General features: G+C 72.2%; 26 protein-coding genes. 10 read left to right on the forward strand and 16 right to left on the reverse strand.

Translation table 11 applies throughout. The features are described 5' to 3' along the window. Window positions 1-405 precede the first annotated feature (405 nt). The 4 genes from OG799_RS34085 to OG799_RS34100 are packed head-to-tail and all read left to right on the forward strand — an operon-like array spanning window position 406 to window position 3798. Window positions 406-2118 carry a nitrite/sulfite reductase gene (locus OG799_RS34085; RefSeq protein ID WP_406041223.1) on the forward strand — a complete coding sequence of 571 codons (1713 nt, stop codon included), beginning with the start codon at window positions 406-408 and terminating at the stop codon, window positions 2116-2118. Further along, window positions 2115-2273, forward strand: coding sequence for an IS1 family transposase (locus OG799_RS34090; protein WP_172875817.1), 159 nt, complete (start codon window positions 2115-2117; stop codon window positions 2271-2273). The genes OG799_RS34085 and OG799_RS34090 overlap by 4 nt, the downstream gene beginning before the upstream one ends. Continuing rightward, on the forward strand, window positions 2270-3031 hold the full coding sequence (locus OG799_RS34095; RefSeq protein ID WP_406041226.1) for a phosphoadenylyl-sulfate reductase: 762 nt from the start codon (window positions 2270-2272) through the stop codon (window positions 3029-3031). The genes OG799_RS34090 and OG799_RS34095 overlap by 4 nt, the downstream gene beginning before the upstream one ends. After that, window positions 3013-3798 carry a sirohydrochlorin chelatase gene (locus OG799_RS34100; protein ID WP_406041228.1) on the forward strand — a complete coding sequence of 262 codons (786 nt, stop codon included), beginning with the start codon at window positions 3013-3015 and terminating at the stop codon, window positions 3796-3798. Before OG799_RS34095 ends, OG799_RS34100 begins: the two co-directional genes overlap by 19 nt. 122 nt (window positions 3799-3920) lie before the next feature. Here the strand turns inward: OG799_RS34100 and OG799_RS34105 are convergent, their stop codons facing one another. Both OG799_RS34105 and OG799_RS34110 read right to left on the reverse strand, forming a co-directional pair. Continuing rightward, window positions 3921-4178 (reverse strand): WhiB family transcriptional regulator, encoded by a 258-nt coding sequence (locus tag OG799_RS34105; protein ID WP_334490087.1) that lies wholly within the window; start codon window positions 4176-4178, stop codon window positions 3921-3923. Window positions 4179-4624: 446 nt separating this feature from the next. Beyond that, entirely contained in the window at window positions 4625-5575 is a 951-nt protein-coding gene (locus tag OG799_RS34110; RefSeq protein WP_406041230.1) for a diacylglycerol/lipid kinase family protein, read from the reverse strand. Between the two features lie 43 nt (window positions 5576-5618). Between OG799_RS34110 and OG799_RS34115 the strand changes: the two genes are divergently transcribed. Then, window positions 5619-6008 (forward strand): hypothetical protein, encoded by a 390-nt coding sequence (locus OG799_RS34115; RefSeq protein WP_406041232.1) that lies wholly within the window; start codon window positions 5619-5621, stop codon window positions 6006-6008. A 32-nt stretch (window positions 6009-6040) separates the two neighbouring features. On the opposite strand, the gene OG799_RS34120 is transcribed toward OG799_RS34115, so the two are convergent. The 3 genes from OG799_RS34120 to sodN all read right to left on the reverse strand — a co-directional run bounded on the left by OG799_RS34120 (window position 6041) and on the right by sodN (window position 7403). After that, window positions 6041-6448 (reverse strand): ATP-binding protein, encoded by a 408-nt coding sequence (locus tag OG799_RS34120; RefSeq protein ID WP_406041234.1) that lies wholly within the window; start codon window positions 6446-6448, stop codon window positions 6041-6043. 32 nt (window positions 6449-6480) lie between these two features. Next, a complete protein-coding gene (locus tag OG799_RS34125; RefSeq protein ID WP_406046486.1) occupies window positions 6481-6933 on the reverse strand; it encodes a GNAT family N-acetyltransferase in 453 nt (150 codons plus the stop codon). A gap of 65 nt (window positions 6934-6998) precedes the next feature. Beyond that, the gene (sodN, locus tag OG799_RS34130) at window positions 6999-7403 is read right to left on the reverse strand and encodes a superoxide dismutase, Ni (RefSeq protein ID WP_406041236.1); all 405 of its coding nucleotides are present in this window, start codon (window positions 7401-7403) and stop codon (window positions 6999-7001) included. Between the two features lie 84 nt (window positions 7404-7487). Between sodN and OG799_RS34135 the strand changes: the two genes are divergently transcribed. The 3 genes from OG799_RS34135 to OG799_RS34145 all read left to right on the forward strand — a co-directional run bounded on the left by OG799_RS34135 (window position 7488) and on the right by OG799_RS34145 (window position 10187). Further along, window positions 7488-7838 carry a S26 family signal peptidase gene (locus OG799_RS34135; RefSeq protein ID WP_406041238.1) on the forward strand — a complete coding sequence of 117 codons (351 nt, stop codon included), beginning with the start codon at window positions 7488-7490 and terminating at the stop codon, window positions 7836-7838. A gap of 140 nt (window positions 7839-7978) precedes the next feature. Next, window positions 7979-9154, forward strand: coding sequence for an NADP-dependent malic enzyme (locus OG799_RS34140; RefSeq protein ID WP_406041240.1), 1176 nt, complete (start codon window positions 7979-7981; stop codon window positions 9152-9154). 70 nt (window positions 9155-9224) lie between these two features. Further along, window positions 9225-10187: a zinc-binding dehydrogenase gene (locus OG799_RS34145; RefSeq protein WP_406041242.1), complete on the forward strand. Its 963-nt coding sequence runs from the start codon at window positions 9225-9227 to the stop codon at window positions 10185-10187. A gap of 52 nt (window positions 10188-10239) precedes the next feature. Here the strand turns inward: OG799_RS34145 and OG799_RS34150 are convergent, their stop codons facing one another. Next, window positions 10240-11205 (reverse strand): alpha/beta hydrolase family protein, encoded by a 966-nt coding sequence (locus OG799_RS34150; protein ID WP_406041244.1) that lies wholly within the window; start codon window positions 11203-11205, stop codon window positions 10240-10242. Between the two features lie 240 nt (window positions 11206-11445). Beyond that, window positions 11446-12354, reverse strand: a complete 909-nt coding sequence (locus OG799_RS34155) for an alpha/beta hydrolase family protein (protein WP_406041246.1) — start codon at window positions 12352-12354, stop codon at window positions 11446-11448. Window positions 12355-12511: 157 nt separating this feature from the next. Here OG799_RS34155 and OG799_RS34160 point away from each other — a divergent pair, with 157 nt between their 5' ends. Further along, window positions 12512-12682: a hypothetical protein gene (locus tag OG799_RS34160; protein ID WP_406041248.1), complete on the forward strand. Its 171-nt coding sequence runs from the start codon at window positions 12512-12514 to the stop codon at window positions 12680-12682. A gap of 12 nt (window positions 12683-12694) precedes the next feature. Here OG799_RS34160 and OG799_RS34165 read toward each other — a convergent pair whose 3' ends face one another. The 3 genes from OG799_RS34165 to tnpA all read right to left on the reverse strand — a co-directional run bounded on the left by OG799_RS34165 (window position 12695) and on the right by tnpA (window position 16383). Further along, window positions 12695-13813 (reverse strand): acetate/propionate family kinase, encoded by a 1119-nt coding sequence (locus tag OG799_RS34165; RefSeq protein WP_406041250.1) that lies wholly within the window; start codon window positions 13811-13813, stop codon window positions 12695-12697. After that, on the reverse strand, window positions 13810-15882 hold the full coding sequence (gene pta, locus OG799_RS34170) for a phosphate acetyltransferase (protein ID WP_406041252.1): 2073 nt from the start codon (window positions 15880-15882) through the stop codon (window positions 13810-13812). The genes OG799_RS34165 and pta overlap by 4 nt, the downstream gene beginning before the upstream one ends. Window positions 15883-15966: 84 nt before the next feature. Continuing rightward, the gene (gene tnpA / locus OG799_RS34175; protein ID WP_406041254.1) at window positions 15967-16383 is read right to left on the reverse strand and encodes an IS200/IS605 family transposase; all 417 of its coding nucleotides are present in this window, start codon (window positions 16381-16383) and stop codon (window positions 15967-15969) included. A gap of 23 nt (window positions 16384-16406) precedes the next feature. Here tnpA and OG799_RS34180 point away from each other — a divergent pair, with 23 nt between their 5' ends. Then, window positions 16407-17702, forward strand: a complete 1296-nt coding sequence (locus OG799_RS34180) for an RNA-guided endonuclease InsQ/TnpB family protein (protein WP_406041256.1) — start codon at window positions 16407-16409, stop codon at window positions 17700-17702. 1 nt (window position 17703) lies between these two features. Here the strand turns inward: OG799_RS34180 and OG799_RS34185 are convergent, their stop codons facing one another. From OG799_RS34185 to OG799_RS34210, 6 genes are all read right to left on the reverse strand, one after another. Continuing rightward, window positions 17704-18405, reverse strand: a complete 702-nt coding sequence (locus OG799_RS34185) for a DUF998 domain-containing protein (RefSeq protein ID WP_406041258.1) — start codon at window positions 18403-18405, stop codon at window positions 17704-17706. Between the two features lie 113 nt (window positions 18406-18518). After that, window positions 18519-18698, reverse strand: a complete 180-nt coding sequence (locus OG799_RS34190) for a DUF6104 family protein (RefSeq protein WP_406041260.1) — start codon at window positions 18696-18698, stop codon at window positions 18519-18521. A gap of 88 nt (window positions 18699-18786) precedes the next feature. Further along, a complete protein-coding gene (locus tag OG799_RS34195) occupies window positions 18787-22524 on the reverse strand; it encodes a multifunctional oxoglutarate decarboxylase/oxoglutarate dehydrogenase thiamine pyrophosphate-binding subunit/dihydrolipoyllysine-residue succinyltransferase subunit (RefSeq protein WP_406041262.1) in 3738 nt (1245 codons plus the stop codon). 258 nt (window positions 22525-22782) lie between these two features. After that, on the reverse strand, window positions 22783-23616 hold the full coding sequence (locus tag OG799_RS34200) for an ABC transporter permease subunit (RefSeq protein ID WP_406041264.1): 834 nt from the start codon (window positions 23614-23616) through the stop codon (window positions 22783-22785). After that, entirely contained in the window at window positions 23613-24551 is a 939-nt protein-coding gene (locus tag OG799_RS34205) for an ABC transporter ATP-binding protein (RefSeq protein WP_406041266.1), read from the reverse strand. Before OG799_RS34205 ends, OG799_RS34200 begins: the two co-directional genes overlap by 4 nt. Before the next feature lie 160 nt (window positions 24552-24711). After that, window positions 24712-25368, reverse strand: a complete 657-nt coding sequence (locus OG799_RS34210) for a hypothetical protein (protein WP_406041268.1) — start codon at window positions 25366-25368, stop codon at window positions 24712-24714. Window positions 25369-25491 lie beyond the last annotated feature (123 nt).

Genomic DNA, 25491 nt, shown 5'->3' on the forward strand with positions numbered 1-25491 from the left:
GTCCCGCTCCGCAGACCGGCCGATCCGGGGAAGCTCCACCTTCCGGACATTCTGCCCACGCGCCGAGCGTGCCACACCGCACCGTCCGTCGCTGCCGAGCGGGGGAGACCCGAAGATCAAGCCCGTCCGTGATGTGGGATCACACCCGCGGTCATTGGCCGGCCCCGCTGCCTTGTGGAAGCATGGGCCCATGACCGCCGCTGTCGTCCGCCGCTTCGTGGCTCGTCGCCACGTCGATTACGGCCGCGTGCGCAGCGCGATCTGTCCGGCCAACTGACGACGCCCGACCCATCCGTCTCGGGCGCGTTCCGCGCCGGCCGTCGAAGACATCGCCGTCCACGGCCCTACCCAGGGGCCGGCCGCCGCGTCCGCGTCCAGGCACAGCAGACAACGGAGGACGCCGCGATGGCGGTCAGCAGCACCCCGACCCGGCCTGAGATCCCGGCGGCCCTCGCCGCCCGGGTGCCCCGCCGTCCGCGCGGGGAGGGGCAGTGGGCGCTCGGTCACCGCGAGCCGCTCAACGCCAACGAGCGGATCAAGAAGGACGACGACCCGCTGAACGTCCGGGCCCGGATCGAGACCATCTACGCCCACCGGGGCTTCGCCTCCATCGACCCGCAGGACCTGCGCGGCCGGTTCCGCTGGTGGGGGCTCTACACCCAGCGCAAGGCCGGCATCGACGGCGGGCGTACCGCCGTGCTGGAGCCGCACGAGCTGGAGGACGAGTTCTTCATGCTCCGGGTCCGGGTCGACGGAGGCCAGCTCACTCTGGCCCAGCTCCGGGTGGTCGCCGAGATCTCCCGGGAGTTCGCCCGGGACACCGCCGACATCACCGACCGGCAGAACATCCAGTTCCACTGGATCCGGGTGGAGGACATGCCGGAGATCTGGCGCCGGCTGGAGGCGGTCGGCCTGCAGACCACCGAGGCGTGCGGCGACTGCCCGCGCATCGTGCTCGGCAGCCCGGTCGCCGGGGTGGCCGAGGCCGAACTGGTCGACCCGACCCCGGCGATCGACGAGATCGTCAGCCGGTACGTGGGCGACAAGCAGTTCTCCAACCTGCCCCGCAAGTTCAAGACCTCGATCTCCTGGCTGGTGGACACCCCGTACGAGGCGAACGACGTCGCGTTCCTGGGCGTGGACCACCCGGAGCACGGCCCCGGCTTCGATGTCTGGGTCGGCGGCGGCCTCTCCACCAATCCGATGCTGGCCCAGCGGCTCGGTGTCTGGGTGCCGCTGGCCGAGGTGCCGGACCTCTGGGCCGGCGTGGTCGGCATCTTCCGTGACTACGGCTACCGCCGGCTGCGCAACCGGGCCCGGCTGAAGTTCCTGGTTTCCGACTGGGGCGTGGCGAAGTTCCGCGAGGTGCTGGAAAAGGAATACCTGGGCCGGACGCTGCTCGACGGTCCGGCGCCGGAGCTGCCGAGCAAGCCGGTCGACCACATCGGCGTGCATCGGCAGCGCGACGGGCGCAACTACGTCGGCGCCGCCCCGGTGGTCGGGCGGGTCTCCGGTGGCCAGCTCGCCGAGCTGGCCGACGTCGTCGAGGCGCACGGCAGCGGCCGGGTGCGGCTCACCCCGTACCAGAAGCTGCTGGTGCTCGACGTGGCGCCGGAGCGGACGGACGCCCTGGTCGCGGCGCTGCGCCGGATCGGCCTGGACGCCCGGCCGTCGGCCTGGCGGCGCGGCACCATGGCCTGCACCGGCATCGAGTTCTGCAAGCTGGCCATCGTGGAGACCAAGGCCCGCGGCGAGGAGCTGGTGGCCCGGCTGGAGGAGCGGCTGCGCGACTTCGACGCGGACATCTCCATCCACCTCAACGGTTGCCCGAACGCCTGCGCCCGGACCCAGGTCGCCGACATCGGCCTGAAGGGTCAGCTGGTGGTCGGTCCGGACGGCCGCCAGGTGGAGGGCTTCCAGGTGCATCTCGGTGGCGGCCTCGGCATGGCCCAGGGGCAGACCGCCGGCTTCGGCCGCAAGCTGCGCGGCCTGAAGACCACCGCCGAGGAGCTCCCCGAGTACGTGGAACGACTGGCCCGCCGCTACCTGGCCGGCCGGACCGAAGGCGAGACGTTCGCCAACTGGGTGATCAGGGTCGACGAGGAGGAACTCCGATGAGCGATGCCAGATCCGCGCCGCTGTACTGCCCGTACTGCGGTGAGGAGGACCTGCGGCCGAGCGAGGCCGGCCACGGCGCCTGGGAGTGCCACGCCTGCGCCCGGGTGTTCACCGTGAAGTTCACCGGTCTGCTCAGCAAGGGGGTGGCCCGGTGAGTCTGGCTTCCGCGACCAACCTGGGCCTGGTCGGTCTCGGCGGACCGACGCCGGCCGACCCGGCGCGCCGCGACCCCGAGGAACTGCGCGCGCTGGCCGAGACGGCCGGCCGGGAGCTGGAGGGCGCCCCGGCGCTGGAGATCGCCCGCTGGGCCGCCGAGACGTTCGGCGACCAGTTCTGCGTGACCAGCTCCATGGCGGACGGGGTGCTCGCGCACCTGGTCTCCCGGGTCGCACCCGGCGTCGACGTGGTCTTCCTGGACACCGGGCTGCACTTCCCGGAGACGCTGCGGGTCCGCGACGAGGTGGCCCGCCGGCTGCCGGTGAACGTCCGCTCGATCCGCCCCCGGATGACCGTCGGGCAGCAGGACGGCCAGTACGGCCCCCGGCTGTTCAACCGGTCCCCGGACGACTGCTGCCAGCTGCGCAAGGTCGAGCCGTTGGAACGCGCCCTGACCGGGTACGACGCCTGGGCGGCGGGGCTGCGCCGGGACGAGTCGCCGACCCGGGCCAACACGCCGGTGGTGACCTTCGACGCCCGGCGCGGCAAGGTCAAGGTGAACCCGATCGCCACCTGGACCCAGCGCGACGTGGACGCCTACATCTCCCGTCACGACATCCCCGTCAACGAGCTGTTCGCCCGGGGGTACGGCTCGATCGGCTGCTGGCCCTGCACCCGCCGCACCAGGGCGGGGGAGGACCCGAGGGCCGGCCGGTGGGCCATGTTCGAGAAGACCGAGTGCGGCCTGCACGGGTGACCTCGACGGCCGCCGGGGCGGTCGTCGCGGCCGCCCCGGTGGTCCTGGTCGCCCACGGCAGCCGTGATCCCCGCGCCGCCCAGGCGACCCGCGCGCTGGCCCGGGCGGTCGAGGCGGCTCGCCCGGGGACCACGGTGCTGCCGAGCTGGCTGGACCACACCGACCCCGGCCCGGCCGGCGTGCTGCGTGACCTCGCCGCCGCGGGACATCCCCGGGCAGTGCTGGTCCCGTTGCTGCTGACCGCCGCGTACCATCGGAAGGTCGATATTCCGGCGGCGGTCGTCGCCGCGCGGGAGTCGGGGTCTCCGATGGACGTCCGGATCACCGACGTGCTGGGACCGGCGGACGGGGTGGTGGACGCGGCGCTCCTGGCCGGGCTGCGCCGGCGGCTGGCCGAGGCCGAGCCCGGTCGGTTCGACGCCCTGGTGCTGGCCGCGGCGGGGACCCGGGATCATCGGGCGCGCGGCTCGGTGGGTCGGGTGGCCGCCGCGCTGGGCGCGGAGCTGGGCGTGCCGTGCCGGGTGTCGTACGCGTCGGCGGCCCCACCGGCGACCGGCGGCGCGGTGGCGAGGCTGCGGGCGGCGGGTGCCCGACGGGTCGCGGTGGCCGCCTATTTCCTGGCGCCGGGCCTGTTCCACGACGGCGTGGTGGCGGCGGCCCGGGCGGCGGGCGCGGTGGCGGCGGCGGATCCGCTCACCGACGTTCCGGAACTCGCCGGCCTGGTCCTGCGTCGGGTCGACGCCACCGCGGAGGGCCGGGAGCGGTGAGGGATGCGCCGTTGCGCCGGGCGCGGCGGGCCGGGTCGGGGCGGCGGAACGCCGTGCCGGCCCCGGACAGCACAACGCCCCGGCGGGATGACCCGCCGGGGCGTACAGCTTGTGCGGTGAGATCAGGCGGAGTGAGCGCGCAGCACCCGGAGGCCGCCGCGGCGCTTGACCGCACGGCGCTCCTCTTCGCTCATCCCGCCCCAGACGCCGGCGTCCTGACCGGACTCGAGCGCCCACTGCAGGCAGGCGTCGGTCACGGGGCAGCGCCGGCAGACGGCCTTCGCCTGCTCTACCTGCAGGAGGGCCGGGCCGGACGTCCCGATCGGGAAGAACAGCTCCGGGTCCTCGTCGCGGCAGACGGCATCGTGGCGCCAGTCCATGGCGGCAACACTCCTCATTCTGGATGGGTGGCAGATTATCGCTTGGTGCTATTCCTATATGCATCCGCAATGCCGATCAGTGACGGTAAGCGTCCATCAATTCGGCACTGCGTGAGCAGGCTGCGGGCACCTGGACCTGCTGGAACAGCTCAACCTGCCGAGCATATCCAGGCAATGTCCCGGTAACACAAGTTCGCTTGTGAATACTTTCACGAACTGTCGCGATGTCAAGGGTGACGCTCGGAAAAACTCCGAGCAGTGAGCAGGCTCACCACCCTTTTGTCCGGGTTTCAGAGCGCTCTGATTACCCGGCGTGCCACAGTCGAGGATCAATATAGTACGGTCTGCGTGACGTTGCTGACATTTCCGGCACCTACCCCTCGGTGTGGCGGGCCACCGCGAAGCTGCGGTGGGTGACCGCGTCAACCGACGGGAGTACCCGAGACCTAGCAGATTACTCTCAGTGCGGCCGGAACGGATGTGAATCTAACTTTCTCCCGCTCGCCAAGGTAGTCCCCGTCGAGCTGAAAAGCCTGCGGACGGGCCGAGAGCAGGGTGAACTCCGACACGTCGTGCAGCCGCAAAACCTGACGGCCGCGGGGACCGGGTTCCCTTGAAAAGGACTGGGTCACCGTCCGTGCCGTACTGGCAACCCGGAGCTGACGCATCGCCAGCACGTCCAGGCCCAGGTCGAACGACGCCTCCGGGTTCGGGTTGATCTCCCGCTCGCCCAGGTACGTCCACGGCGCGGTGTTCTGGATGATGACCGTCGCCAGCTCGCCCTGCGGCTGCTCGCCCGGTCGCTCCAGGCTGATCGCCGGATGCCGCCGGTCCGAGCCCAGGAAGTACTGCGCAACCGTCGACCGGAGGTAGAGCCCGGGCGTGGAGACCCGACCCTTGCGGCGGGCCTGCTCGACCCGGTGGATCACCGCGGCGTCGACGCCGAAGCCCGCGCAGAAGGTGAAGTACCGGTCGTCCGCCCGGCCCAGGCCGATCGTCCGGGAACGGCCCAGGCGCAGCCCCTCCAGGATCATGCTGGTCCCCTCCGGCCACTCCCGGGGCAGTCCCAGCGCTCGGGCGAAGACGTTCGTCGACCCGCCGGGGACGGTGGCCAGGGCGGGCAGTCGCTCCGCCGGCGGGTCGCCGGTCCGGAACGTCGGCGGCTCGGCCGCCATCAGGCCGTTCACCACCTCGTTGACCGTGCCGTCGCCACCGAGCGTGACCACCAGGTCGACGCCCTCCTCGGCGGCCTCCCGGGCCAGGTCCATGGCGTGGCCCCGCCGGCGGGTGTACCGCACCGACAGGTCGACTTCGCTGCGCAACGCCCGGACCAGGACGTCCCGGCTGCGTTCGCTGGTGGTGGTGGCCTTCGGATTGACCACCAGGACGGCCCGCATGGGCGGCACTGTACCGCGCCTACCCACGGGTATCGTGTCGCGCGTGACCATCGACTCCGCGCCGATCCCCGACACTCTCCGTTGGGCGGTACGCCTGCTGCGCGCCGAGGCCGTCGCGCTCGGCCTGGTCGCGGTCTGGCTGATCTGGTCCGACCTCACCGCCACCACGACCGTCCTCACCTCGGCGCTGCTGGTCACGGCGTTCGCGGTCGCCGGTGCGGCGGCGCTGTGGGCCCTCGGCGGCGCGTTGGCCCGCCGCAAGAGCGGCGCCCGGGCCCCGGCCATCGTGCTCCAGCTCATGCTGCTGCCGATCGGCTGGTACATGATCCAGGGCGGGATGGGCTGGCTGGGCGTGCCGCTGATGGCCCTCGGCCTGGGCGTCACCGGCCTGCTGGTCAGCCCGCCGACCAACCGGGCGCTCGGCTTCGAGTGACCCCGGGCACCCTGGGGTGCCGGGGCAGCCGGTCAGTAGCCGGAGGCGCGGCGGGTGAGCAGCGAGATGGTGGCCCGGCCGTCGGCCGCATTCGCGGAGGCCGACGTGGTCAGCGCGGTGAGCACCTTCCAGGCGAAGGACGACTCGGACGGGAGCGTGGCGCCCCGGACGGTCGGCACGGTCACCTCGACGGTCAGCGCGTCGTCGGTGACCGCGAAGCGGCACTCCAGCTCGGCGTTGCGGGTGGCGATGGCGAGCAGCATCGCGCACGCCTCGTCGACGGCGATGCGCAGGTCCTCGATCTCGTCGAGGGCGAACTGTAGGCGGGCCGCGAGACCCGCCGTGGCGGTGCGGAGCACGCCGAGGTAACCGCCGTCGGCGGGCACGGTGAGGTGCACCACGTCGTCTTCGGTGGTCGGCTGGCCGGTCAGTTGAGTCACGCCTCATCCCCCCGGTCCGGGACTCTACCCGGTCAGGCGTCCGGGTGCGGCGCGGCGGTCGCCTGCGCGGCGAGGCCGTGCAGCGCCGGGCCGGTGAGCCGGTACGGCACCCATTCGTCCATCGGCGTCGCCCCGATCGTGGCGTAGAAGCCGGCCGCCGGATTCCAGTCGATCATCCACCAGTCGAGCCGCCGGTAGCCCCGCTCGACGCAGAGCGCGGCGAGGGTGGCCAGCAGCAGCCGGCCCGCGCCGCTGCCCCGGGCGGCCGGGCGGACGTACAGGTCCTCCAGGTAGATGCCGTGCACGCCTTCCCAGGTGGAGAAGTTCAGGAACCACAGCGCGAAGCCGAGTGGCACGTCCCGGTCGTCCACCGCGACGTGCCCGAACAGCGCCGGCGCCGGCCCGAACAGGGCGGCGGCCAACTGCTCGGCGGTCAGGTGGCACTGCTCCGGGGCGCGCTCGTACTCGGCGAGTTCGTGCACCATCGCGACGACGGCCGGCACGTCCTCGGGACGCGCCGGCCGGATCGTCGGTGCCTGGGCGGCCAGGGTCACGCCTTCTTGGTCTCCCAGAAGATCTTGGAGATCTCGTCGATCTTCTGCAGCAGCTGGTCCGCCTTGGTGGGGTCGGTGGCGCCCTTGGCGCCGGCCGCGCCGGCCATCTTCGTGGCCTCGTTGAAGAGCGTGTGCAGGTTCGGGTACTTCTCGAAGTGCGCCGGCTTGAAGTAGTCGGTCCACAGCACCCACAGGTGGTGCTTGACCAGCTCGGCGCGCTGCTCCTTGATGATGATGGCCCGGGTGCGGAACTCCGGGTCGGTGTTCGCCTGGTACTTCTCGCAGATCATTTTGACCGACTCGGCCTCGATCCGGGCCTGCGCCGGGTCGTACACGCCGCACGGCAGGTCGCAGTGCGCGCTGGCGGTCACACGGGGCGAAAGGATGCGAGGAAGGCGCATCAGGGTCCTCCATGGGATGTTTGCGATGATCCAAGCCGACATTACTCCTGGACATGCTCCCCGTCGGGCGGGAGGTGAAACCCGATGACCGACCCCCACGACGCCGCCGCGCCCCGGCTGCGCGGGCCGCTGGTGCCCGTGCTGGTCACCGGGCCGTCCATGGCCCCGACGCTGCGGCACGGCGACGCGGTGCTGGTGCGCACCGGCGGTCGCGCGGTCCGCCCCGGCGACGTGGTGGTGGCGGTCTTCCGCAGCCGTCCCGACCTGCTGGTCGTGAAGCGCGCGGTCCGCCCGCAGGACGGCGGCTGGTGGGTACGCGGCGACAACGACCTGGTCGCCGACGACTCCCGGGCGTACGGCGTGGCCGACGTCCGGGGCCGGGTGGTGGTCCGGTACTGGCCCCGGCCGGGTCGGGTGCGCGACCGGCGGATATGACCCCGCTCACATCGTCGCTCCGGGTGCGCCACTATGCTCGAAAAGTGCCCGGGTGACCCCCCGCACCGCCCGCCCCGCTCGCCGCTGACCTCGCGCCCGAGCCGGCCGGTCCGTCTGCTCGACAGATCCTGGAGTCACCAATGCCTTCGTCCACCGTGGACCCCGCTGATCCCGTCTTCCGGCTGCACGTCGGCGGCAAGATGGCCGTCGCCTCGACCGTCCCGCTCACCAGCCGGGAAGACCTCTCCCTCGCGTACACCCCCGGGGTTGCCCGGGTGTGCGAGGCGATCGCCGCCGACCCTGCCCTCGCCGACGACTACACCTGGGTGTCGCACGCCGTCGCCGTGGTCACCGACGGTTCCGCCGTACTCGGCCTGGGCAACATCGGCCCCCGCGCGGCGCTGCCGGTGATGGAGGGCAAGGCGGTGCTGTTCAAGCAGTTCGCCGGCGTGGACGCCGTGCCGATCTGCCTGGACACCCAGGACGTGGACGAGATCGTGGCGACGGTGAAGGCGCTCGCCCCCTCGTTCGGCGGGATCAACCTGGAGGACATCAGCGCCCCCCGCTGCTTCGAGGTGGAGCGCCGGCTGGACGAGGAACTGCCCATCCCGGTCTTCCACGACGACCAGCACGGCACCGCGATCGTGGTGCTGGCCGCGCTGCGCAACGCCGCCACCCTGCTCAACCGCAAGCTCGGCGACCTGCGGGTCGCGGTCAGCGGTGCCGGCGCGGCCGGGGTGGCCGTGACGAAGATGCTGGTCGCCGGGGGAGTGAACCCGGACCAGGTGGTGGTCTGCGACTCCAAGGGGATCATCGGCCGGCACCGCGAGCTGACCGGGACCAAGGCCGAGCTGGCGGAGACCACCAACGCCGAGGGCCGGCAGGGTGACATCACCGAGGCGCTGCGCGGCGCGGACGTCCTGGTCGGCGTGTCCGGCGGGCAGATCCCGGAGGCGGCGGTGGTCGGGATGGCACCCGGCGGCATCGTCTTCGCGCTGGCCAACCCCACCCCCGAGGTGCATCCCGAGGTGGCGGCCCGGCACGTGGCGGTGGTGGCCACCGGGCGCAGCGACTACCCCAACCAGATCAACAACGTGCTCGCCTTCCCCGGCGTGTTCCGGGGCGCGCTGGACGCCCGGGCCACCCGGATCACCGAGGGGATGAAGGTGGCCGCCGCCGACGCGATCGCCGGCGTGGTCGCCGAGTCGCTGACCGCCGAGGCGATCGTGCCCTCCCCGTTGGACCCGCGGGTCGCCCCCGCCGTCGCCGAGGCGGTGGCCGAGGCCGCCCGTCGCGACGGCGTCGCCCGCCGCTGACGTACCCACGAGCGGGCCGGGGGCGTCCCCGGCCCGTTCGCCCTTCTTAACGGGCGCTCAGCTTGTTACGGTGCGGATCATGCGTGCCGCCTATGCCTCGAGCCTCGACGCCGACAACCCGCTCGCCGCGCTCAGCGTGGGCGACCGCCCCGAGCCCGCCCACACCCAGGACGACTGGGTCACCGTGCAGGTGCGGGCCAGCTCGCTCAACCACCACGACCTCTGGTCGTTGCGCGGGGTGGGGCTCGGCCCGGACCAGCTGCCGATGATCCTCGGCTGCGACGCGGTCGGGACCGACCCGGACGGCAACGAGGTGGTCATCTACCCGGTCGTGCCCACCCCGGGTGACCCCCGCGGGGTCTCCATCCTCTCCGAGTACTTCCCCGGCACCTTCGCCGAGCGGGTGGCCGTACCCCGGATGAACCTGCTGCCGCTGCCCACCGGGCTGGCGGCGACCGACGCGGCGTGCCTGCCGACGGCCTGGCTGACGGCGTGGCGGATGCTCACCACCAAGGGTCGGGTCGACGAGGGCGAGTCGGTGCTGGTCCAGGGCGCCGGCGGCGGCGTGGCCACCGCGGCCGTCGCGCTCGGCGTCGCGCTGGGCAAGCGGGTGTACGCGACCAGCCGGGACGCGGCCAAGCGGGAGCGGATCACCGAACTGGGGGCGACCGCGCTGGAACCCGGCGCCCGGGTGCCCGAGCGGGTCGACGTGGTGATCGAGACGGTCGGCGGGGCGACCTTCGACCACTCCCTGAAGTCGGCCGCGCCGATGGCCCGGATCGTCGTCTCCGGCGCCACCGCCGGGTACGAGCCCAAGGTCAACCTGCGGCGGGTCTTCGCCATGCAGTTGGAGATCCTCGGCACCTCGATGGGCACCCCGGACGAGCTGACCGAGCTGCTCTCGTTCTGCGCCGAGCACGAGGTGCGCCCGGTGGTGGACAGCGTGGTGCCGTTCAGCCGGATCGAGGACGCCTTCGCCCGCCTCGCCTCCGGCGACGTCTTCGGCAAGGTCGTCGTCGACCACACCGCCTGAGTGCCAAGAAGGGGCCCCTGCGCTACCGGAGGCGTTAACAGAGAGCCACTCCTTACAGGTGGTCGTCGAGGGTGGCCAGGTGGCCTCGGGTGGCGTCGGCGGGGAGGCGGCCCTTGGCCTTCGCGTCGCCGTAGAGGGTCCAGCGGAGGAACTCGACGGTGGTGTCGGAGACCACCCGCAGCGCCTTGCCGTCGGTGAGCAGGGCTCGGCCGTGGTCGCCCTTCGGCAGGCTGAGCATGGCCTTCGGCCAGGGCACCGCGTCGTAGGCCGCCTTGCCGGCGGCGTAGTTCACCACCTCATCCGCCTCGCCGTGCACGAAGAGCTGCGGCGCGGCGGCACCGGCGAAGGTGGTGCCGACCCCGAGCGCCGCCCCGGCGAAGACGATGCCGGCGTCCAGCCGCTCGTCCCGGCCGGCGGTGAAGAGCCCGATGGTGGTCACCCCACCGGCGCTGTGCCCCGCCGCGGCCACCCGCCCGGCATCCAGCCGGCCGCGCAGCGGATCGCCGGCCTTCGCGTCGAGGGCGAGCACCTGGGTCAGCGCGTACGACACGTCGGCCGGCTGGTTGAGCACGTCGAGCACGTTGCCGTCGCCGCCCGTGCCGGTGTGCGGGAACCGTGGCGCGGCGACCACGAAACCCGCCGCCGCCCAGCGGCTCAGCAACAGCTGGTAGTCCTCCGGCCGGGCGCCCAGGCCGTGGCTGAACATCACCACCGGGAACCGGCCGGTCGCGGCCGGTGCCGAGCGCTCCGGCGTGCCGCCGGCCGCGCCGCGGGCCGGGTACCAGATGGTCACCGGGAGGGACCGGTCGCCGTCGCGGTTCAGCTTCAGCTGCCGTACGCCGACCGCGAAGGCCTCGGTGGGGGCGTGCCCGGCGGGTACCCGGGGCGCGGGGGTGGTCGCCTTCGGCGGCGCGGTCGGGACGCTGCGCACGGTCGGCGCGGCACCGCCCGAGCAGCCGGCCAGGCCCACGGTGAGCAGGGCGGCGGCGGCCAGGGCGGAGGTACGGCGACGGGACATGAAGACGATTGTGCCTCGCGCCGCCGGAGTGCCGGCCCGACATCGCACGGAGCGTGACCGGATCGGCGATCCGCCCCCTCTGCTGCCGCGGCTGGGTCGGCGGCTGCCGCAGCGTGGTGGCTCGGGCCGATGGTGGCCGGGGCGCTGGCTGCCGAGGTGGGCCCGCGACCGGACAGGAGGTAAGCCTGCGGCTCGGGCCGGTGGTTGCCGGCGTGACGGCTCCGGAGAGCGTGATGACTGTCAGGCATAAATATGCCTGACAGTCATCACGCCGAGAAGTAGACATGGGGGGTCGGTGGTGGTGGCGAGGACCTGGGGAAATCCGGGGTGGTCCGGGGCCAGGTACTCGCCGTGACCCTGCCCGGGCAGGCTCAGGAAGGCAGCCGGCCCGGTCGCCCGGGCGTACGCGGCGCGGCCGACGGACTCCGGCACGATCGGGTCGGCGCCGCCGTGCACGAAGAGCAGCGGCGCGGGCCGGCCGGCGAGGCCGCCGGCCAGCCCGCCGCCGGCGATGACGATGCCGGCGCGCAGTCGCGCCGAGTGGCCCGAGGTGAACATGCCGGCCGTGGTGAAGCCGCCCGCCGAGTGGCCGGCCGCGGCGATCCGGTCGACGGCCAGGTGACCGGCGAGCGGGTCGTCCCGGCGGGTGTCGAGGCGCGTCAGGTGGCGGATGAGCCGCCACCCGTCGGCGGGCTGGTTGCGCACGTCGGCCCGGGTGAACTCCGGGGCGTGCAGGTTGGTGCGGGGATAGGTCGGGGCGACCACCACGAAGCCGGCGGCGGCCCACCGGGTGGTCAGCGGGGCGTGCAGTTCGGGAAGGCTACGCAGGCCGTGGCTGTAGACCACGACCGGGAAGCGTCCCGCCGCGACGGGCGCGCCGAACATCGGCACCGGCCCGGCCGTCGCCGCACCGACCAGGCCAACCGGGTCGCGGGGGCCGGCCCGGCTGGCCGGGTACCAGACCGTGACCGGAAGTGGTCGCGAGCCGTCCGGGTCGACGGTGAGCTGCCGCACCCCGATCGGCCAGCTGCGCGCCGGGGCGGGCGAGGACGGGGCGCCGGGCGCTGGCCCGCCGGTCGCGGCGGTGGCCGAACCGCAGCCGGCCAGCAGCGCCGTCACCAGCGCGGCGACCAGCCGCTGCACCCCCACCGTTCCACGGTAGGCGGCCCGGTGGTCCGGTCGGCCCCGCCGTCCGGACCGGCCGCGGTCACCACCCGGTCGGTACGGCTCCGCCGGCCGGCCCCGACCTGGCGCCACGGGCCCGGCGGGACGGCCGGCGTCGGCGGGCTTCGCTAGGGTCACCGGCATGTCTGAGAACTACACCGACCCGAGCGGCAACACCGAGCAGTTCCGCGCCTTCGTCCACGCGCCCGAGGCTGCCGCCCCGGCCGCCGCGCCGTCCCGCCTCCCGCTGATCATCGGCAGCGTGGTCGTGGTGCTGCTGGTGGCCGTGGTCGCCTGGCTCGCGCTGGGCTGAGCCCGGCCCGGGTCAGTGGTGGGCGGCCACCACGGCCCGGGTCTCCCGGGCGATCTCCCGCTCCTCGTCGGTGCCGACGACGCAGACCGCCACCTCGGCCCCGTCCGGCGAGATCACCCGGTCGCCGCTGCCGGCGTTGCGCGCCGGGTCGACGGCGATGCCGAGTCGGTCCAGCCCGGTCAGCGCGGCGGCGCGGACCGGCGCGGCGTGCTCGCCCACCCCGGCGGTGAAGGTGACCGCGTCGACCCGCCCGAGCAGGGCGTAGTACCCGCCGACGTAGCCGGTGATCCGGCGGCAGTAGACATCGAAGGCGAGTGCGGCGGCGGCGTCCCCGGCGTCCCGGCGGGCCAGCACCTCGCGCATGTCGTTGACCCCGGTCAGGCCGAGCAGGCCGCTGCGGTGGTTGAGCAGGTCGTCGATGTCGTCGACGGTCATCCCGCCCTCCCGGCGCAGGTGGAAGATCACCGTCGGGTCGAGGTCGCCGCTGCGGGTCCCCATCACCAGGCCCTCCAGCGGCGACATCCCCATCGAGGTGGCCACGCTCTCGCCACCCCGGATCGCGCATGCGCTGGCCCCGTTGCCCAGGTGCAGGGTGATGACGTTGATCTCCTCGTACGGCCGGTTCAGCAGCTCCGCCGTGCGCCGGGAGACGTACGCGTGCGAGGTCCCGTGGAAGCCGTAACGCCGGACGCCGTGCCGCTGGGCGGTGTCCCGGTCGATCGCGTAGGTGGCGGCGGCCTCCGGCAGGGTGTGGTGGAACGCGGTGTCGAAGACGGCGACCTGCGGCACGTCCGGCAGCGCCTCGCGGGCCACCCGGATGCCGGCCAGGTTGGCCGGGTTGTGCAGCGGGGCGAGCGGGACCAGGTCTTCGATCGCGGTGAGCACCCCGTCGTCGATCAGCACCGGCTCGCTGAACTTCCGCCCGCCGTGCACCACCCGGTGCCCGACCGCCGCCAGCCCGGTCAGGTCCAGCCGGTCGATGATCCCCCGTACCGCGGTCTCGTGGTCCGCCGGCCCGCCGCCCGGCTCGCCCACCCGCTCGACGGTGCCCTTGTCGCGGACCTCGTCGTTGTCGTACAGCCGGTACTTGACGGACGACGACCCGCAGTTCAGGACGAGAACCTTGCTCATGACGCCTCCACGGCGGCCTGGATGGCGGTGATGGCGACGGTGTTGACGATGTCCGGGACGGTCGCGCCCCGGGACAGGTCGTTCACCGGCCGGCGCAGGCCCTGCATCACCGGGCCGACCGCCACCGCGCCGGCCGAGCGCTGGACCGCCTTGTAGGTGTTGTTGCCGGTGTTCAGGTCCGGGAAGATGAAGACCGTGGCCCGCCCGGCCACCGGGCTGTCCGGCAGCTTCGTGGCCGCGACCTGCGGGTCGATCGCCGCGTCGTACTGGATCGGGCCTTCGACCAGCAGCTCCGGCCGGCGTTCGCGGACCAGCTTGGTGGCCGCGGCGACCTTCTCCACGTCCGCGCCGGCGCCCGAGCTGCCGGTCGAGTACGACAGCATCGCCACCCGCGGCTCGATGCCGAACCGGGCGGCCGTGTCGGCCGACGAGGTGGCGATGTCGGCGAGCTGGGCGGCGTCGGGGTCGCGGTTGACCGCGCAGTCCCCGTAGACCAGCACCCGGTCGGCGAGCAGCATGAAGAAGACGCTGGAGGCGACCGAGACGCCCGGCACGGTGCGGATGATCTCGAAGGCTGGCCGGATGGTGGCGGCGGTGGTGTGGGTGGCCCCGGAGACCATGCCGTCGGCGTGGCCGGTCCGCACCATCATGGTGCCGAAGTAGTTGGGCTGCGCCACGATGTCGTGGGCCAGCTCGACGGTGACGCCCCGGTGCGCGCGCAGCTTCGCGTACTCGGCGGCGAACTCGTCCCGCCAGCCGCTGGCAGCGGGGTCGACCACCTCGGCGTCGCCGATGTCGACGCCCAGCTCCCGGGTGCGCCGGGCGATCTCGTCGGAGCGGCCGAGCAGGGTCAGGTCGGCGACGCCCCGGCGCAGCAGGATCTCCGCCGCGCGCAGGATGCGCTCCTCGGTGCCCTCCGGCAGCACCAGCCGGCGGCGGTTCGCCCGGGCCCGGTCGATCAGGTCGTTCTCGAACATCAGCGGGGTGACCCGCTCGGAGCGGCTGACCCGCAGCCGGCGGGCCAGGTCGACGGTGTCCACGCAGCGTTCGAAGGCGCCGAGCGCGGCCTCCACCTTGCGCGGGTTGTCGACGCTCGGGCGGCCCTCGATCCGGCTGGACGCGGCCACCGTGTCGTAGCTGTCGCTGGTCACCGAGAGCACGGCGAGACCGGTGTTCAGCCCCTCGACCACCCGCATCGCCCGCGGGTCGGGCTGCTCGCCGAGGGTGAGCACCAGCCCGGCCACCGAGGCCTGACCGGCCACGTGCGCGGCGCTCGCCGCGACCAGCAGGTCGGCCCGGTCGCCCGGGGTGATCACCAGCGCGCCGTCGGTCAGGTGGTCGAGCAGGGTCGGCACGTGCGCTGCGCCCACCACGTAGTCGAGCACGTCCCGGTCGAGCGCGGCGTCGTCGCCGGCCAGCAGGGTGGCGCCGAGGGCCGCCGCCACCTCGGCCACCGTCGGCGCCGACACGGTCGGCACCTCCGGGATGGCGTACGCGGGGACGGGCAGCTCGGGCAGCGTCATCGGCCCGGGCACCCGGTTGGCGATCACCGCCAGCACGGTCGCGCCCAGGTCCTCCAGGTCGTGGTACGCCCCGCGGGCCGCCGCCGCGATCGCCTCCGGCTCCTGCCCGAAGCCGTCGACCACGGGCACCACGACGCTGCCGAACTCGGTGGCCAGCCGGGCGTTGAAGGCCAGCTCGCGCGGGCCCGCGCCGTCCCCGTCGGCGAAGTCGCTGCCCACCACGACCAGGGCGGGGCAGCGCCGCTCGACGTTTCGGTAGCGTTCGACGATGCGGGAGATCAACTCCTCCCGCCGGCCGTCCGCGACCAGCGCCGACGCCTCCGCGTAGGTGCTGCCGGCGAGCTCGTCGACCGGGAGTTCCACCCGGTACCGGTCGGTGAGCAGGGCGAGGATCGGATCGGGGCCGCCGCCGGCGACCAGCGGTCGGAACGCGCCGATCCGCTCCACCTGCCGGGAGAGAAGTTCCGCGAGGCCGAGGGCGATGGTGGACTTTCCCCCGCCGGACCCCACGCTGGTCACATAGACACTGCGGGCCACGAGAACCAAGCTACCAAGATGCGGGCCGCGCTCCGCCGGTCAGGGCGGGGGTGAAGGCCCGCGCGGGGAGGGCCGCCGGGCCCGAGCCGTGCCTTAACCCGGATGGTTCTGCTGCTCGATGTACTGCCGCAGGATGGTCAGCGGTGCGCCGTCGAGTGAGCCTGCGAAGTACGAGCCGGACCAGAGCTTGTTGCCTCGCCAGTAGTGCCGGGCCAGCTCGGGGAACTCCTGCCGCATCCGGCGCGAGGACACGCCCTTGAGGCTGTTGACCAGCCGGGACACGGCGACCTTGGGTGGGTAGTTGACCAGCATATGCACGTGCTCGCCTTCACCGTTGAACTCGGTTAGCTCGACCTCGAAGTCCGCGCACACGTCTCGCATGATCTCCTCCAGCCGGGTCAGGTGCCGGTCGGCAAACACCTTGTGCCGGAACTTGGTGATGAAGACCAAGTGGGCATGCAGGAGAAAGACGCAGTGTCTGCCAGTGCGAATGTTCTGGATCGAAGCCATAGACCAACGATAGGGTCATCGATGTGCAGCTCCGCTACCGGTTCCGGCTCTATCCGGACGCCGCCCAGCGCACCGCGCTGGCGCAGGCGTTCGGGTGCGCCCGCGTGGTCTTCAATGACGGATTGCGCGCCCGCCAGACGGCGCGGGAGAACGGCGAGAAGTACATCTCCGACGCCGACCTGTCGAAGATGGTCATCACCCAGGCCAAGGGCACCCCGCAACGGGCCTGGCTGGGCGAGGTGTCGGCGGTCGTGTTGCAGCAGGCCCTGGCTGATCTGAACACCGCATACCGCAACTTCTTCAACTCGATCACGGGCAAACGGGCCGGGCGGAAAGTGGCCCCGCCGAGGTTCTGGTCCCGCAAGGACAACCGCCAGGCGATCCGGTTCACCCGCAACGCCCGGTTCAAGATCCTCGACAGCGGCCGCCTGCGACTGCCGAAGATCGGCGACGTCGCGGTGCGCTGGTCGCGGGATTTGCCGTCCGAGCCGTCATCGGTCACGGTGATCAAGGACGCGGCCGGACGGTATTTCGCCTCGTTCGTCGTGCGGACGGCCGAGGATGAGACCCTGCCGGCGGTCGAGTCGCAGGTCGGTATCGACCTGGGTCTGACCCACTTCGCGGTTTTCTCGGACGGCACGAAGGTGACCGCGCCGAAGTTCTTGCGCCGCGCCGCCCGCAAGCTCAAGCGATTACAGCGAGACTTGTCTCGCAAGACCAAGGGCTCCAACCGGCGCAAGAAGGCCGTCATCGCGGTTGCCAAGGCTCACGCCAAGGTGGCCGACACCCGGCGAGACTGGCAGCACAAGCTGTCCACGGCGATCATCCGCGACAACCAAGCGGTGTACGTCGAGGACCTTGCTGTTGTCGGTCTTGGCCGGACAAGGTTGGCCAGGTCCGTGCACGACGCGGGCTGGACCAGCTTCACCGCCATGCTGCAATACAAGGCGGCCCGGTACGGGCGGACTTTCGGCCGAGTGGACCGGTTCTTCCCGTCCACTCGCATGTGCTCGGATTGCGGTCGCGTCAACGACAAGATGGCGTTGAACGTCCGGTCATGGGACTGCCCGTGCGGCAGTCACCACGACCGGGACGTCAATGCCGCCATCAACATCAAGGCCGCCGGACGGGCGGGCTTCATCGACCGTGGAGCGCAGGTAAGACCAGGAGCAATCCCGGCACCGCGCAGCGAAACGGTAACCCACCAGAACGCCGCGCGGGCCACGCGCAGCGTGACTGGAATCGCCGACCTTCAGGGCGGCGAGGACGTCAAAAGATCGCGGTGCCCCGGTTCGTTGTGCCCGGGTCCGCCCCGGTGAGTCAGGACGCGGCGGGCGCGGCAGCCGGGTCCGGTGGCGTCGCTACCTCGGGTATCTCCGACGCCCGGAAGAGCGCGTCGCTCTTGGCGAGCCACGCGGCGCCGAAGGCGAACACGGCGACCGCCTCGCACCAGAGCAGCGGCTTGAGTGTGTCCCGGACGTCGTGGGGCAGCGCGTTGCTGGCCAGGCCGAGCGTGATCGCCAGCAGGATCAGCCCGCCGCAGGTCCGGTAGAACCGGGTGGCCGACGCTCGGGGCGGCACGCCGGCCCGGTCCGGCCGGGTGAAGAGGAACAGGCAGAAGACGGCGAGGAGGGCGAACAGCGCCGCGGCCGAGATCTGGTGCACCACGGCGATCCACCGGTGGGTGGCGCTGGCGGCGCGGACCGGAGCTTCGGTCGCGGTGGGAAAGAGGGCGACCGCGATCGCCAGCACCCCGGCGACGGTGCTCAGCAGGTCCTCCGGCCAGCGGTAGCGGTAGCTGATGAGGAACACCCCGATCGCGCAGAGGCTGCCGACGAAGACATCCCGCATCTCCGTGTGGTAGTAGCCGCTGAGCGAGTCGAGCAGCGAGGGTCGGCCGGCCATGATGAGGTGGCCGACCACCAGCACGATCGGCAGGGCGATGCCGACCGCACCGATGCCGAGGCGCAGGCGGCGGACGGTCAGCGCGTCCTGCGGCGGCTTGCGGGCTACGGGGTTCACTTCCGCCTCCCTGGCGTCAGGTGGCGTGTGGTCCGGCGCGTCCCGTCGGACCCACCCTGGACGCTTGCTCTCCAGTGGACGTGACGGAACGGTCGGACGTCAAGCGGTGACGGTCAGTCCTCGTCGATGTCGTCGAGGCGGGCGAGCCAGGTGGCGAAGCGCTCGACGGGGGTCTCGAACTCCGGGTTCAGGTCGACGAAGTCGCGCAGCCGCTCGCCCAGCCACTCCAGGCTGACCTGCTCGTCGCCCCGGCGTTCGACCAGTTCCTCGATGCCGCGGTCGGTGAAGTACATCGGTGTGTCCTCTCGGAAACGGGCCGCCACATGCACCGGGGCAGCGGCCGTCGTACGGTCGCTGCCCCGGTGCTGGCGGTGCGTCAGGTCACGGGCGGGGGAGGGCCGCCTCGATCAGCGCCTTCTGCTCGACATCGTGCATCTTCGCCGAGCCGACCGACGGGGCAGCGGCGGCGGGGCGGGAGATGCGACGCAGCCGGACGTCGGTCAGGTGCTCCAGCAGGTTGAGCGCGACGAACGACCAGGCGCCCTGGTTGGCCGGCTCCTCCTGCACCCAGGCGAAGTCCTCGGCGTTCGGGTACTGCGCCAGGGCGGCCCGGATCTCCTCGACGGGCAGCGGGTAGAGCTGCTCCATCCGGATGATCGCGGTGTCGGTGACGCCCCGCTCGGCCCGGGCCTGGAACAGGTCGTAGTAGACCTTGCCCGAGCAGAGCAGCACCCGCTTCACCTGCTCCGGCGCCGGGGCCGCGGTGTCGGCCAGCACCGGCTGGAAGGTGCCGGTGGTGAAGTCCTCCACCGGGGAGACACAGAGCTTGTGCCGCAGCAGCGACTTCGGCGTGAACACCACCAGCGGCTTGCGCTTCGACGACAGGGCCTGACGGCGCAGCAGGTGGAAGTAGTTCGCCGGGGTGGTCGGGATGGCCACCCGCATGTTGTCCTCGGCGCAGAGCTGGAGGAACCGCTCCGGGCGGCCGGAGGTGTGGTCCGGGCCCTGGCCCTCGTGGCCGTGCGGCAGCAGCAGGGTGACCGCGGAGCGCTGGCCCCACTTCACCTCGCCGGAGGAGATGAACTCGTCGATCACCGACTGGGCGCCGTTGGCGAAGTCGCCGAACTGGGCCTCCCAGCAGACCAGCGCGTTGACGTTCTCCACCGAGTAGCCGTACTCGAAGCCCATCGCGGCGTACTCGGAGAGCAGCGAGTCGTGCGCGAAGAACCGGGACCGCTCGCCGTCGCCGGTGAGCGACTTCAGCGGCAGGTAGTCGTCGCCGGTCTTGGCGTCGACCACCGAGGCGTGCCGCTGGACGAAGGTGCCGCGGCGGGAGTCCTGCCCGGCGAGCCGGACCGTGACCCCGTCGTGCAGCAGCGCGCCGAACGCGATGATCTCGCCGTAGCCCCAGTCGATGTTGCCCTCGACGGACATCTTCGCCCGCCGGTCGAGCAGCTGCTGGATCCGCTTGTGCGGGGTGAAGCCCTCCGGCAGGTTGACGTGCGCCTCGCCGATCGCCTTGACCACGGAGGCGTCGGTGGCGGTGTCGACCTGCGGCTCCGGCTCCTCCTCGCGGCGGGGCCGGCTGAGCTGGCGCGGCGTGGTGGCGGCGTCCCGGGTGGCCTTGAAGACCCGCTCCAGTTGCGACTGGTAGTCGCGCAGCAGCTCCTCCGCGTCCTCCACGGTGATGTCACCCCGCCCGATCAGCTCCTCGGTGTAGAGCTTGCGCACCGAGCGCTTCGAGTCGATGATCTTGTACATCTGGGGGTTGGACATCGACGGGTCGTCGCCCTCGTTGTGCCCGCGCCGCCGGTAGCAGACCATGTCGATCACGACGTCCTTGTTGAACGCCTGCCGGTACTCGAAGGCCAGCCGGGCGACCCGGACCACGGCCTCGGGGTCATCGCCGTTGACGTGGAAGATCGGTGCCTGGATCATCCGGGCCACGTCGGTGCTGTAGAGGCTGGACCGGCTGTATTCCGGGGCGGTGGTGAAGCCGACCTGGTTGTTGTGCACCACGTGCACGGTGCCGCCGGTGCGGTACCCACGCAGCTGGGAGAGGTTGAGCGTCTCGGCGACCACGCCCTGACCGGCGAAGGCGGCGTCACCGTGCACCGCCAGCGGCAGCACGGTGTAGCCCTCCAGCTTGAGGTCGATCCGGTCCTGCTTGGCCCGGACGATGCCCTCCAGCACCGGGTCCACGGCCTCCAGGTGCGACGGGTTCGCCACCAGCGAGACCTTGACCGAGTGGTCGCCGCCCGGGGTGGTGAACTTGCCGTTCTGGCCGAGGTGGTACTTCACGTCGCCGGAGCCCTGCGTCGAGCGCGGGTCCAGGTGCCCCTCGAACTCCGAGAAGATCTTCTCGTACGGCTTGCCGACGATGTTGGCGAGCACGTTGAGCCGGCCGCGGTGGGCCATGCCGATGACGACCTCGTCGAGCCCGCCCTCGGCGGAGGACTCCAGGATCTCGCCGAGCAGCGGGATCAGCGACTCGCCGCCCTCCAGCGAGAACCGCTTCTGCCCGACGTACTTGGTCTGCAGGAAGGTCTCGAACGCCTCGGCGGCGTTGAGCCGGTTGAGCACGTGCTTCTGCTCGTCCCGGTCGGGCTTCTCGTACTTGCGCTCGATCCGCTCCTGGATCCAGCGCCGCTCCTCCGGATCCTGGATGTGCATGTACTCGATGCCGACGCGGCGGCAGTACGAGTCGCGCAGCACGCCGAGGATCTCGCGCAGCTTCATCCGCTGCTTGCCGGCGAAGCCGTTGACCGGGAAGACCCGGTCCAGGTCCCACAGGGTCAGCCCGTGCTGGAGGACGTCCAGGTCCGGGTGCTTGCGGATCTTGAACTCGAGCGGGTCGGTGTCGGCCATCAGGTGACCGCGCACCCGGTACGCGTGGATCAGCTCGTGCACCCGCGCGGTCTTGTTGATCTGGCCCTCGGAGTCGACGGCGACGTCGCGCACCCAGCGCACCGGCTCGTAGGGGATGCGCAGCGAGGTGAAGATCTGGTCGTAGAAGCCCCGCTCGCCGAGCAGCAGCTCGTGCATCACCTTGAGGAACTCGCCGGACTGCGCGCCCTGGATGATCCGGTGGTCGTACGTGCTGGTCAGCGTGATGATCTTGCTGACCGCCAGCTCGGCCAGGGTGGCCTCGCTCATGCCCTGGTATGGCGCCGGATATTCCATCGCGCCGACGCCGATGATGGCGCTCTGGCCCTGCATCAGCCGCGGGATCGAGTGCACCGTGCCGATGCCGCCCGGGTTGGTCAGCGAGATCGTGGTGCCGGCGTAGTCCTCCATGGTCAGTTCGTTGCGGCGGGCGCGCCGGACCACGTCCTCGTACGCCTGCCAGAACTGCCGGAAGTCCATCTGCTCGCAGCCCTTGATGGACGGGACCACCAGGTTGCGGGAGCCGTCGGGCTTGGTCAGGTCGATCGCGATGCCCAGGTTGACGTGCTCCGGGCGGACCATCGCCGGCTTGCCGTCGACCTCGGCGAAGGAGTTGTTCATCTCCGGGTGCTCGACCAGCGCCCGGACCAGCGCGTACCCGATCAGGTGGGTGAAGCTGACCTTGCCGCCGCGCCCGCGGGCGAGGTGGTTGTTGATCACGATGCGGTTGTCGACCAGCAGCTTGGCCGGGACCGCGCGCACGCTGGTGGCGGTCGGCACGGCCAGCGAGGCGTCCATGTTCTGGACGATCTTGGCGGCTACACCCCGCAGCACGGTGGTGCCGGCGGCGGTGGCCGTCGGCGCCTTGGCGGCCGGCTTGGCCGGGGCGGCCTTCGCGGCGGGCGCCGGCTTGGCGGCTGGCTTCTCGGCCGGCTTCGCCGGCGCGGGGGCCGGCTTCGCTGCCGGCTTCTCGGGGGCCGGCTGCTGGGCGACGGTGGCGACCGCCTCCTGCTGCTCGGCCGGCTCCGGCGCGGCGGCCGGCTTGGCCTGGCCCTCGGCCGGGCGCGGGGTGGCGGCGCCGGGCGCGGGTCGGTAGTCGGCGAAGAAGTCGTGCCAGGCCGAGTCGACGCTCGAGGGATCGGCGAGGTAGCGCTGGTACATCTCCTCGACGATCCATTCGTTCGGGCCGAAACCCGCCAGTGGGTTCTCCTGCGAAGTCTGCTGGGTCGACACGGCCGGTAATCGCCTCTTTCACGCGGGTTCGTATGTCACGCGGTGTCCGCCGTGCCCAATTAGGGGCGCACGGGGAACGGGTCCCAGGCTACGCCGTACGAATGCCACCGGCATTCTCGCCTCCGGCTGGTGGTCCGTTTCACAGAAGATGCCAGAAGTTCGGCAAACGCCGCGTGCCCCGTCGACTCCTGCTAGACGCGGAACGGCCCCCGCCCGGCGACCTCTCGTCGCCGCCCGGGGGCCGTCACGTCGTACGGGTCAGGCGATGTCCCGCCGCCGCATGATCATGGTGCCGATGGCGCCGGTCACCACCGCGTACCCGATGAGCACCGCGGCGCCCACCCACTGCGGCGGGTTGCCCGGCAGTTCGGTACCGCTGATCATCAGCGTCGACGCGGTGGACGGGACGATCACCGCCAGCTTGCTGATCCAGTCCCACTCGAGCCACTGCTGGAGCAGGAAGAAGACCAGGTTCGCCGCGGTCGTGCCGACCAGGTAGAGCACCACGGCGGTGATGGTCGCGCCGATCTGGCTGCGGATCAGCACGCCGAAGCCCACCCCGAAGATCCCCCAGAGCACGTACGCGAGCAGGTTGAGCAGGATCGCCCGGGTCACGTCCCACGACCCGAAGTGGGCGTCCCAGCCCTGGACGCCGAAGTAGATCAGCGTCGCCGGGATGGTCAGCAGGGTGGTGACCAGCCAGAACACCGCGCCGAACAGCGCCGCCGTGACCAGCTTCGCGGCGACCACCATGGTCCGCTGGGGGGTGGTGAGGAACGTCGTCGTCGCGGTCTGGTGGTAGAACTCGTTGGTCACCACGATGATGCCGAGCAGCAGCACGAAGAGCAGCCCGAAGTACTGCCCCGAGGTGAACAGGTTGGCCGCCTGGTAGACCTCGCTGGCGGTGGCCCGGATCTGCTCGGCCTGCTCCGCCGGCACCCCCTCCAGGTCCTGCCCGCCGTTGAGACTGAAGTTCGCGTTGACCGCGTTGACCAGGAACGCCACGGCCAGGGTGACCAGCGCGCCGATGCCGAAGAGCCACCAGGTGTTGGTGGTACGGATCTTGAGCAGCTCGGATCGGACCAGGTTCATCGGATGTCCGCCTTTCCGGCCGTCAGTTCGAGGAAGACCCCTTCCAGGTCGGGGCGTTCGGTGGTCAGCTCGTGCAGCTCCACCTTGCCGGCGAGGGCGATCCGGCCCACGGTGGGGGCGTCCATCCCGCCGACCAGCAGCGCGCCGTGCTCGTCGGTGTCCACCGTGGCGGCCTGCTCGCGCAGCGCCGCGGTCAGCTCGGCCGCCTGCGGGGTGCGTACCCGCACCCGGACGCCGTGCGCCATCGAGCCGATCACCTGATCCACCGGGCCCTGCCGGACCAGCTTGCCGGCCGCGATGATCACCACGTCGTCGGCGAGCAGCTGCATCTCCGACAGCAGGTGGCTGGAGACCAGCACCGTGCGCCCCTGCGTGGCCAGCCCCTTGAGGAAGCCGCGCATCCACCGGATGCCCTCCGGGTCGAGGCCGTTCGCCGGCTCGTCGAGGATCAGCACCTGCGGGTCGCCCAGCATCGCGGCCGCGATGCCGAGCCGCTGCTTCATGCCCAGCGAGTAGCCCTTGAACTTGCGCTTCGCCGCCGGGGTCAGCCCGACCAGCGCGAGCGCCTCGTCGGCCCGCTCGCGGGGCAGTCCGGCCGCCGCGCAGATCACCCGCAGGTGGTTGACGCCGGTGCGGCCCTTGTGCGCGCTGGACGCCTCCAGCACCGCGCCGACCGAGCGCAGCGGGTCGGTCAGGTCGGCGTACCGCCGGCCGCCGATCGTCGCCGTGCCGGCCGTCGGGGCGACCAGGTTGAGCAGCATGCGCAGGGTGGTCGTCTTGCCGGCGCCGTTCGGGCCGAGGAAGCCGGTCACCCGGCCCGGTTCGACGGTGAACGACAGGTCGTCCACCGCCCGGACGTTCTTGTACTGCTTGGTCAGTCCGGACACCACGATCTGGCCGGTCCCGGCGCTGGGGCTCCCTTGCCCGTCGGACATCGTTCTCCTCTCCTGCCACCGGGCGCGGGCGCGCCGGTGGGACGCCGTCGCGGTGGCGCCGGGCCCAGCCTGGCAAGGCGGCGCAAGCGGGTCAATCAGGCGGTGTCCGTACGCCGGTCTCCCTCCTGGGCAGGAGGTGATCATCCCCAGGGAGGAGACGTCAGGCCGGCGGGAGCGCGATCCAGGTGGCCCGGGCGTACCCGAGCAGGTCGCCGTCCGGGCCGTAGAGGCTGGAGTGCACCTCCGCCTTGCGTCCCTCGGCGCGGACCATCGCCCCGGTCACCACGCACTCGTCGCCGGGCGCGGGCAGCGCGGCGACCGTCACGGCGATCCGGCCGAGGACGTACGGGCGGCCCGGCGCGATCACCGCCCAGCCGCCGGGGCAGTCCAGCGCGGCCCAGACCGTCGCCGGGACGACCCGCTCCGGCGCGCGGAACGGCGCCGCGGTCCGCCCGTCCGCCAGCCGGCCGGGGAAGATCCGCAGCCCGTCCGGGTTCGCCGGGCCGCAGACGTAGCAGCCGGGGAACGGGTGGTCCACCAGGCCGGGGTACGCCTTCGCGACGGCCTCGGCCGTCGGCCGGTCCACCGGGGGCACCTCGGCGGTGAACGGCTCGACCCGGCGTACCTGCGCGACGACCTGGCCGGCCGGGTCGCGGACCTCCCCGTCGACCGCGTGCAGCGGGGTCTCCAGCGGCGGCGGCCGGCGCAGCGTGACCTCGACCGGGCCGCGGTCGTCGAGCGCCGCCGCGAAGACCCCGGCGCTCCAGCCGCCGTTGCCCGAGCCGGGCGGGCCGTTGAAGCGGGACTCGATGATCATGTACGTCCTCCGGGCTGGTCCGGGCTCCGGCCGCGTCGCCGGGCTCCGCCCCGGCAGCCTCGCACGCCGCCGCCGGCCCCGCCGCACCGGCCGACGCCCACCCGTCCGGCCGTCCGCCGTCGG

Origin of the sequence: Micromonospora sp. NBC_00898, assembly GCF_045207895.1 — a bacterium.
GTDB lineage: Bacteria > Actinomycetota > Actinomycetes > Mycobacteriales > Micromonosporaceae > Micromonospora.